This is a genomic window from Mesorhizobium sp. M8A.F.Ca.ET.165.01.1.1 (assembly GCF_004792065.1).
In the GTDB taxonomy this organism is placed as follows: domain Bacteria; phylum Pseudomonadota; class Alphaproteobacteria; order Rhizobiales; family Rhizobiaceae; genus Mesorhizobium.
The window spans coordinates 1-15268 of sequence record NZ_SRTH01000026.1; the positions used below are offsets into that span (position 1 = coordinate 1).

The 15268-nt window shown below is 59.4% G+C and carries 11 protein-coding genes and 1 pseudogene; 8 read left to right on the forward strand and 4 right to left on the reverse strand.

All coding sequences use genetic code 11. From position 1 onward, the window contains the following. Nucleotides 1-182, reverse strand: a 182-nt coding sequence (locus EN808_RS33270; RefSeq protein WP_135918080.1) for a hypothetical protein, incomplete at its 3' end; no start/stop codon positions are given. 1410 nt (nucleotides 183-1592) lie between these two features. Here EN808_RS33270 and EN808_RS33280 point away from each other — a divergent pair. Next, nucleotides 1593-2351: a response regulator transcription factor gene (locus EN808_RS33280; protein ID WP_135884051.1), complete on the forward strand. Its 759-nt coding sequence runs from the start codon at nucleotides 1593-1595 to the stop codon at nucleotides 2349-2351. Between the two features lie 158 nt (nucleotides 2352-2509). Here EN808_RS33280 and EN808_RS33285 read toward each other — a convergent pair whose 3' ends face one another. Then, nucleotides 2510-3715, reverse strand: coding sequence for a hypothetical protein (locus EN808_RS33285; protein WP_135918081.1), 1206 nt, complete (start codon nucleotides 3713-3715; stop codon nucleotides 2510-2512). A gap of 322 nt (nucleotides 3716-4037) precedes the next feature. On the opposite strand from EN808_RS33285, the gene EN808_RS33290 reads away from it, so the two are divergent. Continuing rightward, the gene (locus EN808_RS33290) at nucleotides 4038-4718 is read left to right on the forward strand and encodes a sugar transferase (protein ID WP_245464276.1); all 681 of its coding nucleotides are present in this window, start codon (nucleotides 4038-4040) and stop codon (nucleotides 4716-4718) included. Between the two features lie 125 nt (nucleotides 4719-4843). Here EN808_RS33290 and EN808_RS33295 read toward each other — a convergent pair whose 3' ends face one another. Continuing rightward, nucleotides 4844-5092, reverse strand: a complete 249-nt coding sequence (locus tag EN808_RS33295; protein ID WP_127276356.1) for a hypothetical protein — start codon at nucleotides 5090-5092, stop codon at nucleotides 4844-4846. Between the two features lie 426 nt (nucleotides 5093-5518). Here EN808_RS33295 and EN808_RS33300 point away from each other — a divergent pair, with 426 nt between their 5' ends. The 6 genes and pseudogenes from EN808_RS33300 to EN808_RS37400 form a co-directional block, all read left to right on the forward strand. Further along, a complete protein-coding gene (locus tag EN808_RS33300; RefSeq protein ID WP_189521869.1) occupies nucleotides 5519-6778 on the forward strand; it encodes an O-antigen ligase family protein in 1260 nt (419 codons plus the stop codon). 131 nt (nucleotides 6779-6909) lie between these two features. Further along, a complete protein-coding gene (locus EN808_RS33305) occupies nucleotides 6910-7659 on the forward strand; it encodes a hypothetical protein (protein WP_127276360.1) in 750 nt (249 codons plus the stop codon). Between the two features lie 8 nt (nucleotides 7660-7667). After that, on the forward strand, nucleotides 7668-8672 hold the full coding sequence (locus EN808_RS33310) for a hypothetical protein (RefSeq protein WP_135918082.1): 1005 nt from the start codon (nucleotides 7668-7670) through the stop codon (nucleotides 8670-8672). 58 nt (nucleotides 8673-8730) lie between these two features. Further along, entirely contained in the window at nucleotides 8731-9936 is a 1206-nt protein-coding gene (locus EN808_RS33315) for a PqqD family protein (protein WP_245464277.1), read from the forward strand. Further along, complete coding sequence (locus EN808_RS33320; RefSeq protein ID WP_127276362.1) at nucleotides 9933-10937, forward strand: nucleotidyltransferase family protein; 1005 nt, start codon at nucleotides 9933-9935, stop codon at nucleotides 10935-10937. Before EN808_RS33315 ends, EN808_RS33320 begins: the two co-directional genes overlap by 4 nt. Before the next feature lie 80 nt (nucleotides 10938-11017). Next, nucleotides 11018-11221 (forward strand): annotated as a pseudogene (locus EN808_RS37400) (hypothetical protein); the annotation flags it as partial. A 266-nt stretch (nucleotides 11222-11487) separates the two neighbouring features. Here the strand turns inward: EN808_RS37400 and EN808_RS33330 are convergent. Then, nucleotides 11488-15268: putative Ig domain-containing protein (locus tag EN808_RS33330; protein ID WP_348630954.1), on the reverse strand; the 3781-nt coding region annotated here is incomplete at its 5' end.

Here is a 15268-nt window from a genome sequence, read left to right on the forward strand (position 1 = left end):
TCGAAAATCTGCTTGGTGTCGGACAACAGCCGACCGATCAACGTCGACTTACCATCATCGACCGAACCGCAGGTCAGGAAGCGCAGCAGCGACTTCTTCTCTTGCGCCGCCAGATAGTCGCGGACGCTTCTCGCGGTGGAAAAGGACAAGTCAGGGATTGGCGTCCGGCGATCCTCATCCACGGCAGTCGGCCGCGATGCAATCCGAAAGGCGGGCCTGTGCTAGGCCGAGCGATCCGATCTGGTTCCTGATGGACATGGTCGTCTCCAACCCTATCACTGGCTCTTCATAACCTCCTCCTCGCCGCTGTCTTCCCACGATCTGCGCTTCCGGAAGATCAGACAAGAAGACTGCTGGATCATCATACCGCATTGGGGCACCTCCATGGAATGGTCCAATCAATGGGTCAGGTTCGCCTGACACTGCGCCAGGATCATCATGATCAAAGCCCATCCGCTCGGCCAAATGTGACCCGTTACGGGTCAGTACGCCTGGCACCGCAATTGCATTGATAGAGTGTGGGCTGGGACGAGGTCCGTCGCCTCGCAAATGGGGCGGCGGGCCTTTAGCAACGAGGGGCTTTGACGGAGCGGCCCGGCACCCCTTTGTTGGGATGGGGCTAGGACACCGGGCCTAACCGACGGGCTGTTTGTGAGAAACGGCGCCGGGGCTGAGGGACTATATGCGCTCATGCTGAATACGCGCAAAGCATACGAACGAAGTACGAGAGCGACAATTCGGGGGGCAGCCGATGGCCGATAAGCCGGTGACGACCGACGTCGAACCCGCGCTGGTGCTGATTATGACCCAGCGGGAGGAGGAGTAGCGGCGGCGACAGCGCACCTTCGGTTCAATATAGCTAACGCTTGTCGTTTCGCGGCTTGCACTACGCTTTAGCGGAACCAAAAAAGAGGACACGGGCGTGCTTCGTCGGTCGGCTCCGGTCTGGCTGTTCGCGGCATATCTGCGCGTCCAGTATGCACTGCAACAGCAACCCGCTTTGAACGGGATGCTTTGCAGATGGCACGACAGGTCTCGCTGGTGATCGAGGCAGAACTTGTCAATCTGCAGACCATTCTTGACGGTCTCTCAAAATCGGCCACTCTCGCCAATGGCAATCTAAAAGCGCACGATAATCTTACACGGAGCGGCGCCGATCTTGGCGATCTGATTCCATTGCCGTCATGGGGCCAAGGCATCCAAAGGATCGCACAAAGCCACTGTGCCTGGAATGGGCAACATACTCATCTTATTAGTGCGGGGAAATTATGTGCAATTACAGGTTGTCGTACCTTTCGATATATTAGTCACCTAAGATATAATTACCAAATTGTTAACCAGGATTAATGCGCCTTTTCCACAGCATCGTACTATGCACTTCCAGGTTGGGTTACCTCCATAGGGCGCGGAAGCCATACGTCGGTGTGTTGGGACGGCGTATGTCCTACTCCTTGAATCCAATCTTCAGTCAACATCTAGTCAGCCTGACAGACGATGAGCGTATTAGTTCACGCCTTTGACATGCTTTGCGAGGGAGCCAAACCAAAGAGGAGAAAAGCAAGTCAGCGCGATGGAGAGGAGTAGGTAAAGCGATGGCACACCCCCAAATTTCCGATTTTTGGAACGATGCAACAAAACCGCTACACAATGGACATCTGCCGGACGCGAATGGTCTTGGCAGGTCCGATCTCGACGAAGGACGTCCGAGCGAAGGCTTGGTCATGATTGTCGACAAGCGAGCGCTTGAGCGTGAATGCCTTGCGCGCGGCCTTATCGAACACAATCCCACCTTGCGCGTCAGCGCGGTAGGATCGCTTGACGAAATCCAGCACATTGCCGGGGACGAGGAGCCGTCCGCGATCCTCGTAATTCTTGGCGCCAGGAAGGTCACGGACCAGAGTGTTCGGGCGGAACTTGCGCACTTAATTTCCGAGTTTGGCACCGTACCCGTAATCGTCGTGGTGGATTCCGATGAGCCAGGGGAGGTTCTCGCGGCTCTCGAATGCGGCGCCCGAGGCTATATTCCCACAAGCGTGACGGTGAAGGTCGCTGCCGAGGCCATTGGTCTTGCTCGTGCCGGAGGGATCTTTGTACCCGCCAGCTGCGTGCTGGCGCTGCGAGAGATCATCCACTCGACCGCAAACGGTGTCCGTCCGCTCTCCGGCATGTTCACCACACGCGAAGCTGCGGTTGTGGAGGCGCTCAGGACAGGCAAGGCGAACAAGATAATTGCCTACGAGCTCAACCTGTGCGAGAGCACCGTCAAAGTCCACATCCGAAATATCATGAAAAAGCTCAAGGCTACCAACCGCACCGAGGTAGCGTACAAGCTTAGACAAATGTTGCTTTGAAGGCTGCCTCGGATCGGTCTTTGCCTGGCCGGGTCTGGCAATAATTGCCAGGTGCGTTAAGGGCGGGACCACGGATTCGGCGTTCTGATCTAAGGTCGATGGTCTCGTCCGAGCGGTTTCGCGAAACGGGCTGGCTCGGCGTGTGTCGAGGCACGTTCTTAGCCAATCGTCGCGGATGCCGCTGTTACGAGAAATCCAACGCTGTCCCCTGCTAGCTCCGCGCCACGATACGCGGCTTCGGCGGCCTTCAGCCCACCCGTCAGTCTGCGGACCATTGGAGCCGGTCCGAGTGCGTCAAGGGGAAGGCCTAGCTGACCACGGGTGGGTCGCTTCGGTGGCCAGATGCTGAGGCCGAAATAGCTGGCGGCTGAGCGATCGACCCCGCCGCTGAACTGCACCAGTAGCGCTTGGTGAGAGTTCCGGGCAATACGGCCCAGGCAGTTGATGTCCATTGGTGGTTTGTCAGTTGGCCTCATCGCGACCACGATCACATCCCATGCATCGTCAGTCAGGAGCATGGGGTGCGAAAAAACACTTACTCTCGCCCCACCCTCGCTTAGCGTACGCTCGAGGGACGGGGCACAGGGCGTGTCAGAGACGATGGCGAGCCTCGCGGCACGGTGATCGACACCGGCATCGCGGAGCAAGATGCAGCACAACCGCGCGAATTCCGGCAGCAGGTTTATGGCTGGGTGGCTGAGATTGGGAGCCGCGACTTTGATGCCGGCCTCGTCACAGGCGTTGAAGTCCACAACGCCCGGACGAAGCTCCCATGGTTCAGCCATTAGCGAAACAACCGCATGCGAGGGTAAGAGTTCGATGAGCGATCTCGAAATCGGGGCGACCTGCAGACAGTTCGTGACGAGGTCGACATCCTGCCATTTGCGGCTGTCGATCCGGTTCGTCACTTCAACGCGTTTGGAGACCCTAGCGTGTTTGGCAAATGCCAACGTCGCATCTGCGATGGCCGCCAGGCTTGGATGTCTGGAAGATGTGCGCGTGAGCGCAACGACACGGCTGGCATTGGCGAGCGCCGCCGCTGTGGCAGTCACAGCTTGATATCCCGTCGTGGCGCCAACGACCACGGTGAGGCCGGAGAGATCGAGATCAAGCAAGCCTATTTGCTTGCGCACGATAGCAAGCATTTCGGCAGGGTCGATCTCGAGAACATCACGAGCAGACGACGTTCCGGCAAAATCATGTGGTAAAGGCATCAAGCTGGGCACTAGGTTGCGCGCTCCACTATCAAATAAGCCTGCAATGTCCCTTAAGCGGATCAACCGCCCTGCCGGATCTTGTCTTGGCACGATGCACGTGCATTTCCTGCATTGTTTTTTGACGGATGCCTTTGCGGCCTCGCGCATTTAGCAAATGTGGTTCCTGTATCGCCACGAGCATGACTGCCTGGATCTGGTTGGCACTCCGATCTCTTGGCGGCTGCGCCAGGTCCAATGCAGGCTCTGGCAATACAGCCGAACCTGCCCGAACTGCTACCGCAGCAAACGGATGCTAGGTGATACGCCGTTTGATCAGAAGGCTTAAAGACACTACACCAGCGACGCGTGGATCAGGCTTAGGAGTAACGGGCGCCGGGTACGCCGCTACCTCCTTTGCTTCTCTTGCGAAGAATGACAAGCCGCTGTGAAGTTGGGCAGCAACACCAACAGCGTTTCTTGGTGAAATCCCATGACAATCAGCGCATTCGACATAAAGCGCCGCAGAGCTGGTATCCACATCGGCCAAAACCTCCGTCCGCTTGGAGGCCGGCGCAAAAGAATGGTGGACATCACTGTCGCATTGATCGCGCTTGTCCTTGCTGCTCCGGTCATGCTGGCGGTTGCCCTTTTGATATTGGTGACCGACGGCGGACCGGCGGTGTTCTCACACACCCGGATCGGATTCAACGGCAGGCGCTTCGCCTGTTACAAATTCAGGACCATGGTGGCCAACTCGGAGCGGGTTCTGGCAGACTATCTCGCGAGCAATCCCGAAGCCGCCAAGGAGTGGGAGCAGAATTGGAAATTCAAGAATGACCCGCGGATCACATTCCTGGGGCACATTCTCAGGAAGTCGAGCCTGGATGAGTTGCCTCAACTCATCAACGTGCTGCGCGGCGAGATGAGTTGCGTCGGCCCTCGTCCGGTCGTTCCCGACGAACTTCAACGTTACGGCTCCTCTGCGATCGATTATCTAAAAACCCGGCCTGGGTTAACTGGCCTTTGGCAGGTGGCTGGCAGAGACGCAATGGATTATCCCAGTCGTGTCTCTATCGACAGCCGATATGTGCGGGAATGGTCCCTATGGGCCGATGTTGTCATTCTCGTCCGGACTGTGGGCGCCGTGATGAAATTCGATCGTGCGTCTTGATTAATGCGCATCGCAAATTCTTGCCCGATGCTTTGCTCTGCCTAAAAACCGCAGCGTGCTGCCGCGACCGCAATGGCGAAAGGTGCGGCGCCGGTCGGCCGCGGCGAAATGGCAGCCGCAGACCATTACTGCTCACGTGACATGCCTTGGCGCCAGACTACGCCCAGGAAGAGGCCGAGCAAGTAGGCCCCCTGTAGAACAACAACGAGAAGCAGGATTGAGATGAGGTGGTGCCAGTCAAATACACTGCCGATGCCGCCTGCAACGACGCCGCCCACGACTGTCACCGCGGTCATGATGATGAGCGCGGCAGCTCGAAAACGAAATCCCAGCAAAATGCCGATAACACCGACGACGACAAGGCCCCAAAGCACGGCGATCTCCTATGGGTGGAAGACTCAGTGTGCCATCTCCAAGTCTCCCACATCTGCGAATCGGTACCAACACTCAATCCGGCTGCACCGCCTCGCCGACGAGCGGTCGAGGGGCGGAAATCGCCGTACACTCCCCCGCGCTACACAAAAGGCGTAGAGCACCCTGTCCGAATGCCCCCTTTTCGCTCATTTCCTTGTCCACCCGCCAAGCCTACGCTGCTTGGAAATAGGTATGCGGAAATTCACCCGCCGTGCGGCAGCATGCAATGATTTATGATCCGGACGCCAAGCCTGTGTTTATCAGTGCGGCTATTCAGGACAACAAGGCTCTGGACGTTGCTCATCGACGCGAGCCTGCGTCGGCGCGCAGTCCCCGCATAATGCCTCTAGTGTGACATTCTACTTATGCTTCAGGTATCTGTCCTTTTGCTGATCCTGTCCATCTGGTTCCCTGGCGCCACGCGGATTGCCGGAACGGATGGCTCGCTTTCCTTCTTGCTGGCACTGTTCTGCGCTTTGCTAAGTGTCGGTACCTATGCGGAAACAGCAAGACGCCTCCATCGGATTGAGGCCGCCCTGACGACTGCGGTGCTGACGATATCTGCTGTCATCATCGTTCTCTCTCTACTGTCGATGCTCTACGCAGACAATCCGATGAGGACGATGCGCGCGGTTTTCTCACAAGTGTTTGGTTTCGCGATCATTCCAGCGGTCGCGGCAATCTCCATGAGACCGAAGGGTCTCGTGGCAATCGACAGGGTTGTGACGACCATAGTCATCATGACTGTCGTAACATCCTGTCTTGTCGCAATCGGGCTGGGCGATGCCAGATTCGCCGATCGGGCTGAAGGCTATTTCAAGCACTCGAACCAACTCGGGATCGCGTTGTCGGCTGGTCTGCCGCTTGTCGCGGCGAAGCTGGTCACATCCCGCCGGTACCGACTTCTCCTTATCGGCTGCCTCGCTGCGGTGCTCCTGGGTTTGGTGAAATCGGGTTCGAAGACAAACTTCGTCCTCGGCGTGGTGGGCCTTGGTCTTTTCTTTGCGCTATACAGTATATATTTAATCAGAAGAAAGCAGAATCCGTTAAAGGTAATCGTGGGAACCATTGCCGCTCCGATATTGTTCGAAGCGAGCCTGCTGACATTGCAGTTCCTAAATCCACGGGCTTACGGCCTGCTGGCCATTCAACTTTCCGGAGGCGAGGCGCATTCGGTGGTATCGCGGCAGCGACTGTGGTCCATATCGATCGATCTCGGCCTGTCGCACCCGTTCACGGGTGTGGGGGCAGGGCAATGGGTGGAAGATATCGCGCCCCACAGCCATAATCTGTTCATTGACTTCTTTAGAACACTGGGAGTGCCCGGCTTGGCGTTGGTGTCGATGCTGGTTCTCGTGGTCATGGCATATCTTTCCAGGGTCGTGTTCTGCACATTGTTCGGCAATGACAGGGGGGGCGACCATGCGGCGGAAGTGAATGTGATGGTGCTTGGAACGTCGGTTTCCCTGTGGAACTACATCATCGCAAACCAGATGAGCGACTCCTTCGGTCCATCGACAGCGCCATTCTTCTGGCTGCCGTTGGCTTTGCTCATCTTCTACCGCGGCATCCAACGATCACTGCAGACCGGCCCTGAGCGTCCGAAATTGTACGCGGTTCCAGGGTCCCAGCTATTTCAATATTGAACTGTTTTTTCAATCTTCGGAAAACCAACTTTTATCCCCTGATCCCCATGGCTTCGTACACAGTCCGTGACCTGACGGCAGGCTTGCCGCCAAGCGTCGAACCACGCCCACTTCAAACAGACATTCGATTCGTGGAATTTTTTGGTCTCCCTGGGATCGGAAAAACCACGGCCTCCACCCTGTTGGCGAACGACTTGCGACGGTGCGGCCCGCTGGCAGGCGATGTGCAATTAGCGTGGGGGACAAGAGCGTTCATCGACCGCCAAATCCACAGGATCGGTATTGTTACCCCAAGGCTCAAGGACCGTCAGTTTCGCTCGCTGCTCGCCCGAATTGCACGTTTTGTCATCGAAAGCGGGCAATCATCGGTTGTCGATGTAATCAGGGTTATCTGGAACCTTTCGGTTTTGGTTGCCTATATTCAGACCGAGAGGCAAGGAAAGGATACCATCATCATAATGGATCAGGGGCTTCTGCAGGGGTTCCTGTCCGTATTGCTCAAGAGTAAGCACCGCGAAACTTCGGAGAAGTGGTTTGACATCCTGCTCGCCATTGGCGTGCATGACATGGTTTTTGTCCATCTGCGCGGTGAGATTCGCCTAGCACGAAGTCGACTTCTGAAAAGGGGCGATAGGTCCTCGCGGATACAAAGGGCATCTCCTGACTGCGACCGTCATCTTTGGTCGGCGGCGGATTGTGCTTGCCGCCAGATTTTGGCCGACCTTGAGCGAAGAATGGAAACGGAGGATCACGTCGGCGTGCTGGCGGCGGTCGACGTGGAAAGGTTGGCATCGCCCGAAGATGTCGCCGAAAGGGTTCTTGAGGTGGTGCTTCCGGCCTGCCTCGAACGACATCGGCTGAGCGGTTCGGCACGCCAATGAGCACCACAATGAACCGCCGTTCACTCATGGGCGTCGCCGGCTTGTATCCTCTAATCGCTCTGTTGCCGGGCTCGTGCCAAGCGCAAGGCGGACAAACGCCGGCAGGCAAGGAGTTCGTTCTGGCAGGTGACTATGGCTTCGAACAGCAATCGATACGGAACCTGCAGCCGGGAGCAACAATCAACGCTCGAAATGCTTCCTTCACAGTTGCCAACAGCAGAAACCGCGATCCCAATGCGGCGATGGGCTGCGACGAGGGGCCGTTGCCGGTCAATCGCTATCCCGTCGTCATCCGCAACTGTCCAGGGGTTCGCTTTGTCGGCGGCCGCTTCGACGGCCAGGTACCGCTAACGTCTGATTGGCGGGACACCTACTGCAACAGCGCGGCTTTGCTTGTCAGGGACGGAACCACCGATGCGACAATTGAGGGGGTGCGTGCCCGTCGCTGCTGGGATGGCATTCGCCTCGCCGAGCACGCCGACGGTTTTCGGCTAAAAGGGTGCTGGCTCAGCGAAATCAGGGATGATGCGGTGGAGAACGACTATCTCCTCAGCGGCATCATTGAAGATTGCCTGTTCGACGGATGTTTCTCGGGGATCAGCCTGGACCCTGCGTCAAACGAACGGGACGGAACGGGGCAAACGGTGCGGGTCGACAAATCCCTCATTCGCATGCATGCCTTTCTGTCCAAGCGCGAAATCACACATCAGGCGCCGATCAAGGCTGTCGATCAGTCGCCCAGGTTGAGGATCACGGAATCGGTTTTCGCATTGGCCGCGGCCAACATGCGTGGATTCCATCGCCTGGAAAGAACATGGCGGCTGACGATTGAAAGCCGCGACAATGTGCTGCTGTGGCTGCCCGACGAGCCGATCCCTTCCGCATTGCCACTGCCACCGTCTGGTTTCAGATTGCTGACGGGCGCCGACGCCCGCGGCTATTGGAACAAGGTCCGTTCCCAATGGGTCGCGGCGCATCAGGACGTGGTCCGGTTCTCTGACGAAGTGCTGTGAGAAGTCGCAGCGCTCGGCAACGATTACTCCAACTGCGAAGGCATTTGGCGCTCGCCCATTGAATGCACCGCTGGCAACAACAGCTTGGACCGTCACGGCGATGAATCAGCACGACGCGATTGACAGAACTGTGGTGGCATCAGGCCCGGCCGATTGGAATTCTGCGACGTTTGTGATCCTAGGGCGGTTGGTACGTGTCAGGGGACAAAATATCCTGTTCAGCCCTTCCCAGAACGCCATTTTCGCCGTCAACGATACTGCTGCCGACATCTGGCGCTCTCTGGAAGAAGGCATGCCACCGCACGCCATTTCGGTCGAGATGGCGCGCAGTGGCGTTGATAGACTTGAGGCAGACAGGCATGTCGAGGCTGCACTCGAGGATTGGCAGCGGCTGAACCTGATACGGCCCTGCGCGCCGTTGTCTACTTCGTCAGCTGAAAAGCCTGTGAGCCAGGTGGTCGCAGTCGCGGGCCTCAACATACGCATCGTCTATCCGGCAGCCTGCGCCTTTCCCGCGATTTCCGTATTTCGCCACCTTGAGGTCAAAGGAGATACTGCCGACGTACTGCTCGAGGTGGTTGGGCAGGGAGGGAGAGTCCATCTGCTGCGGGATGGCAAGTGGATTTTGTCCTGCTCCCTCGACGAATTACCCGTCATGCTGAAGGGGCAATTGCTGACCGAGGTTCTGGATTACGGCGCCTATGAACTTGCCCTCCACGCGGCTGCGCTTCTCAGAAATGAACGCATCGTCCTTCTTTGTGGCAATCCGGGCGCGGGCAAGACGACGCTGACCTTGGCACTGGTCCATGCAGGATTTGGCTTTGTCGCCGATGATGTGACGCTGCTGGACTCTAGGGGGCATGGCGTTGGCCTTCCGTTTGCCCCGGCGGTCAAGGCGGGAGCATGGCCGTTGCTGGCCAAATACTGCCCCGGCCTTGATGCCGTTCCGATCTGTCGCCGCCCTGACCGCAAGCGTGTACGATTTGCCGTGCCCAAGGCGTTCGTGCCCTTGCCTCCCGCTCCCCTGCACATTGGCTGTGTGGTCCTGCTCCGTCGAGGCCGTGACTCGAAAGCCAGCCTGGAGCCGATCGATCCAGCTCACGCATTGCGCGGCCTTCTCAATGGCGCGCTTGCGCCCGGCGGAGAGCTGGGTGTCACCGCGTTCGAAGCGCTGACCCAACTCATCGGATCGACGGAAACCTATTGCCTGACCTATTCGGGGCTTGATGATGCGGTACGCCTTATCTCGGAAGCGTGTCGATGATAAGCAGGGGCAACAGGGGCAACGCACTTGAGGCGTTGGTCGCCGGACTTCGCGGCACTCCGACGGACAGGGCTGACTGGCAGGCCGTGATTGCTCTGGCAAATCGCACTCTGCTTACACCCGATTTGTTCTCGTCCCTGGCGCGCGCCGGACAAATCCACCAGCTGCCAGAGGACGTGCGCGAGTACCTTCGGTTCGTTCACGACTGCAATCGGGAACGAAATCTGCGGTTGCGTACCCAACTGGGTGAAGCCGTTGCCGCCCTCAACCGCAGCGATATCTCTCCGCTCCTGCTCAAGGGGGCCGTTCCCCTGTTCCTTTCGCCGGCCGGCCTGGTCCCCAGCAGGATGACGAGTGACCTCGATCTAGCCGTGAATCCACGCCAAGAGAAGGTCGCCAGAGACTGTCTTGAAGAGCTTGGCTACGTCGATGTAGCGGGGGGTCGAGGCATGGCCCGCCAGCAGGACGCAGGAATGCTGGAGCTCCGGTCTACCCGAGCGGACTGCTATCACTCCCCCAAGCTCATCCAGCGAGACGGCCTTCGGGTGAAAATTCCTCCCGTTCAGTCTCGCGCCATGCACTGGATGGTACACGACCTTCTCAAGGAGGGAGATTATTGGCGCGGAAGGATAGATCTCAGGCACCTCCATGACTTGGCTCGATTGGCGGAAAACGAGGACGTGGACTGGATGTCACTGCAGGGTTCTATGTCGGACCGGAGCGCCCGCAATGCGCTCGAAACCCAGCTCCTGGCCATGCACCATTTCTTTGGAACCCGAATCCCGGAAAAATGTGCAAAACGCCCGATCGTCCGTTTCCAGCACTGGAGGCGCGTCTTCACGGCGACCCACCCCGTCATTGGCGCCCCTCTGCGACTGGTCGGTAATTTGACGTGGGGCATATGGCGGTTTTCACGCGCCTACGGTTTGGCGCGACGTGGACCGCCGTACCTCTTGCGGCGCATCGCTCGTACGCTCTTCGACCCTCGCACGAAAATCTAAGCCTTTTGGAGAACTAGTGTACTGGATCAGAAGGCATAAGATGAATCCGTGAATTTGAGAAAGTTTGTGGGAGGTTTGACATGGCACCGGAAGGCACAAAACGCTCGGAACGGACCCAGGAGACCCTGGTCTCGGAGGCTCAAGCGCGCCGCGACTTTCTCAAGAAGGCGGGGCGTTTTGCGGCGGTTACTCCGCCGGCTGTGACGCTCTTGCTTGGCACAAGCTTGAACTCCAGGGCGATTGCCAAATCGGGTGGATCAAAACCGGGCAATGGCTGGGGGGACAAGAACCATATTCACGTCGGCCCTCCCGGCCAGGGGTAAGCCCTTCGACCATCATGGTCGCTGAAAACAGCGTTTTGAGGACATAGGGCTCCAGCCTGTCATTTGAAAGCCCGGACCGCTCGTGGCACGCAAAAGTGCCGCGAGCGGTCCGGGCTTTTCTTTGCCGGGGCGACCATCATCCGAACTGCAAATCAGCGCAAAATGGATCGCCGCACTGATCTTCGGAACCGCGCGACGCGGACCTTTGAGCATGCAGGAAGGCGGCCCTACGCAAGCAGCAGACTGCTCAGGAAGTTGTCGTCGTGGAACTGGGCCACTTGAACGCCGGTCAGCGTGATCTGATCCCCGCCGCCCAGCGACGCCACGACATTCGAGCCCTGGTTTGTCGCCGCCTGCAGGAACTGGCTGGTGTTGTAGATGCCAAAGGCTCTGAGATCGAGGACGTCGCCGGTGCCGGCGCCGGGCAGGAAATTCATGACGGTGTCCTGACCGTCGCCGTGGGCGAACACGAACAGATTGTGCTGGTTGCCGGCAACCAATGTGTCGTTTCCGCGTCCCCCGATCAGCGTGTCATTCCCGCCCAGACCCCATAGATAGTCCGCGCCGGTCGTGCCGTTCAGGACGTAGCCGCCGTTGACGATTGTCGGCGTGCGCCCTACAGGCGTCGGGACAAAGTAGGAATCCGTGAGCATGCTGGTTGCAGTCGTCCCGTTGAAGCTGCTCACCTTGTAGAACTCGATCAGCATGCCCGCGTCCGTGATCGTCACCAGATTGGCGCCGACATTGGGAACGGTCTTGCCAGCTCCGCCAAGGCCGGTGGTCGTGTACGGAAGAAAGACGCCGTCGCCGTTGTCGTCCCGGTTCTCCCGGTAGTAGTTGTGCTGATGGCCGGCAAAGACCGCGTTTACACCCCACTGCTCGAAGGGCCACCGCATGGTGGCAGTGGAGCCGCTCGGGTTGAATGGCGTGTGATGGAAGTAGGCGACGTCGAAACTCGCGTCGGAATTCGCGAGAAGGTCTTGCATCCAATGGCCCTGCACAGATGTGGAACTGCGGCCATCCGGCTCCTGCTTGTTGCTGCTGAGAGCGAAGAAATGCACCGGCCCGATCTGGTAGTCATAGTACCTCTCATTGTCGGGCAGCGTGAAGTAATTCAGGTAGTTGGTAACGTTGCCTTCTTCGTATTCGTGATTGCCTAGCGTGGGGAAGAAGCGGTTGATGGCGCTGCCGCTGCCGTATGAGCCCTGATAGTTGCCTATGTAGTCATGATACTGCTGGCCGACGGCGGCATCCAAGGTCTGCGGAGCATACACGTTGTCGCCGATTGTGAGGATGAAATCGGGATTCCAGGCATGGACCATCGCCGACACCGCCTTCTCGCCGGAGAGATCGGTGTCGCCGTAGTCACCAAAGACCGCGTACCGGTACAAGACCTGCGGCGGCGTCGTCGGGACGACGCTGACCGTATAGTCCTGCGCGGCGGTGCTCCCGTCGGACGAGGTTGCGGTGACGTGGAGGTTGATCGACTGCTCGGTCTGGGCATTGAGCGTTCCCGTGCCAGAGCGCGTGATGACGCCGGTGCTGGAATTGATGGCGAAGCGCGGGTCGTTGAGGCTGTAGGTGACCGTATCGGTGACGTCCGGATCCTTGGCCGAGGCTGTGATGTGGACCAAAGTGCCCGCGGGGGCAAGGTCGGGGATCTGGTTGGCCGCAGGGTCGGCGTCCTGTGGATGCTTGAAGGCGACCGGGCCGGTCGTCGGCACATAGTACTCGACGTGCAGGAGCGGTGCGCCGGTGGCGCTGCCATCGAAGGAATTGGCCCTGCGCGCGCCGCTGCTGCCGCTGACGACGAATGCCATGTCATTGAGTTGCAAATAGCCCGGCTGGTTGATGATCTCCTGCACGATTGCCGAGAGGTTCGGGGTGCGTTCGGCAAGGGCGGCTTCATTGTTCACGGTCCAGTCGGGTGGCGTCCACGTCACCGAAGTAGTCGTCATCAGGCGCGAGGTGACATCGCTTTTCTCACTCTCGAAGGGGACGGCTTCGTCGCTTTCGCCCCGGATCAGGAGCGAGACGGCGCCGGTGCTCGTATTCTGGGCCTGGAACTGGATGTAGGCACTGGTGATGACGGCGTCGTAGGGAATGTCGACGCCGGTGAAGCGCATTCCGACCGTCTGGACTTTGGTGCCGTCAACCACCATGTCGAGATCGGTGCTGGTGAGGTCCATCCCGCCGCTGGGACCTTGCTCGACGTCGTCGGTGCTGGTTGCGATCCTTTTCTCGAAAATCGGCGCTGTGGTCACGCTGACGGCATAGTCTTGGCCCGCGGCGCTCCCATCGGACGAGGTCGCGGTGACGTGGAGGTTGACCGACGGCTCGGTTGCCGCATTGAGCGTGCCGGTGCCTGAGCGCGTGACAACGCCTGTGCTGGAATTGATGGCGAAGCGCGAGTCGTTGACGCTGTAGGTGACCGTCGAGCCGGCATCGGGATCCCTGGCCGAGGCCGTGATGCCGATGGCCGTGCCGGCGGCGGCGGTCTGAGCAATCTGGTTGGCGGCAGTGTTGGCATCCGGCGGGTTGTTGAAGGCGACCGGCTCCGGGCTGTTGAGGACGGCGAGGGTGAAGGCCTGGTTGGCGGTGCTGCCGTCGGTGGAGGTTGCCGTCACCGTCAGGTTGATCGATGTCTGGGTCTCGAAGTCGAGCGAGCCGGTGGCCGAGCGGGTGATGACGCCGCTGCTGGCGTTGATGGCGAAGCGCGTGTCATTGATGCTGTAGGCGACGGTCGAGCCGGCGTCGGGATCGGTGGCCGAGGCTGTGATGCCGACGGCCGTGCCAGCCGCCGCAAGCTCGGCGATCTGGTTGGCGGTGGTGTTGGCGTCGGGCGGCGTGTTGAAAGCCACCGGACTGCCGGCCGGACCGGGCAGGGTATACTCGATGTGCAGCAGCGGTGCGCTGGCCGGATTGTATTCGTAGGAATCGGCCGTGCGCGTGCCAGTGCCGCTGACCAAAAATGCCATGTCGTTGAGCGCGGCCCAGCCCGAGCGGTTGACGATCTCCTGCACGATCGCCGAGAGGTCAGGCGTGCGCTCGGCAGCGCCATGCTCGCCCACAATGGTCCACGGGTCCGGCGTCCAGGCCGTGGATGCGGCCGTCCTGGGAAGCGAGGACACGTTGAAGTTGGCGGTGGTGAAAGGACTGGCGTCGTCGACCTTATCGCCCTGGATGAGCAGCGAAGTCGCGCCGGTCTTCACCTCGTTGGCCTGGAACTGGATGTAGGCGTTGGTGACGATGGCGCCCTGCGGGATGTTGATGCCGGTGAAGCGCATGCCGACCGTCTGGCGGGTGGAGCCGTCATAGCCGAGCTCCAGGTCGGTGACGTTGGTCGAAATCGCCCCGGAGCCCTTCTCTTCGACATCGTCCCCGGCGGTCGTCACCCTTGTCTCGATGATTACAGGCGTGGTGTTGCCCGTCTCGGAGACAGCAACGCTGAAGGCATGGGTATCGGTGCTGCCGTCGGACGAGGTTGCGGTCACGTTGAAGTTGACTGAAGGCTCCGAGGCCGCGTTAAGCGTGCCGGTGCCCGAGCGTGTGATGATGCCGGTGCTGGCGTTGATGGCAAATCGCGGGTCGTCGATGCTGTAGGTGATCGTCGAGCCGGCATCGGGATCCGTCGCCAATGCTGTAATGCCGATCGCCGTGCCGGCGGCGGCGTTCTGGGCAACCTGGTTGGCGGCGGTGTTGGCATCCGGCGGGTTGTTGAACGCCACCGGCTCAGGGCTGTTGAGGACGGCGAGGGTGAAGGCCTGGTTGGCGGTGCTGCCGTCGGACGAGGTTGCCGTCACCGTCAGATTGATCGACGACTGGGTCTCGAAGTCGAGCGTGCCGGTGGCCGAGCGCGTGATGACGCCGCTGCTGGCGTCGATGGCGAAGCGCGTGTCATTGATGCTGTAGGTGACGGTCGAGCCCGCGTCGGGATCGGTGGCCGATGCTGTGATCCCGGTGGCTGCCCCCGCCGCGGCGAGTTCGGCGATCTGGTTGGTGGTGGGA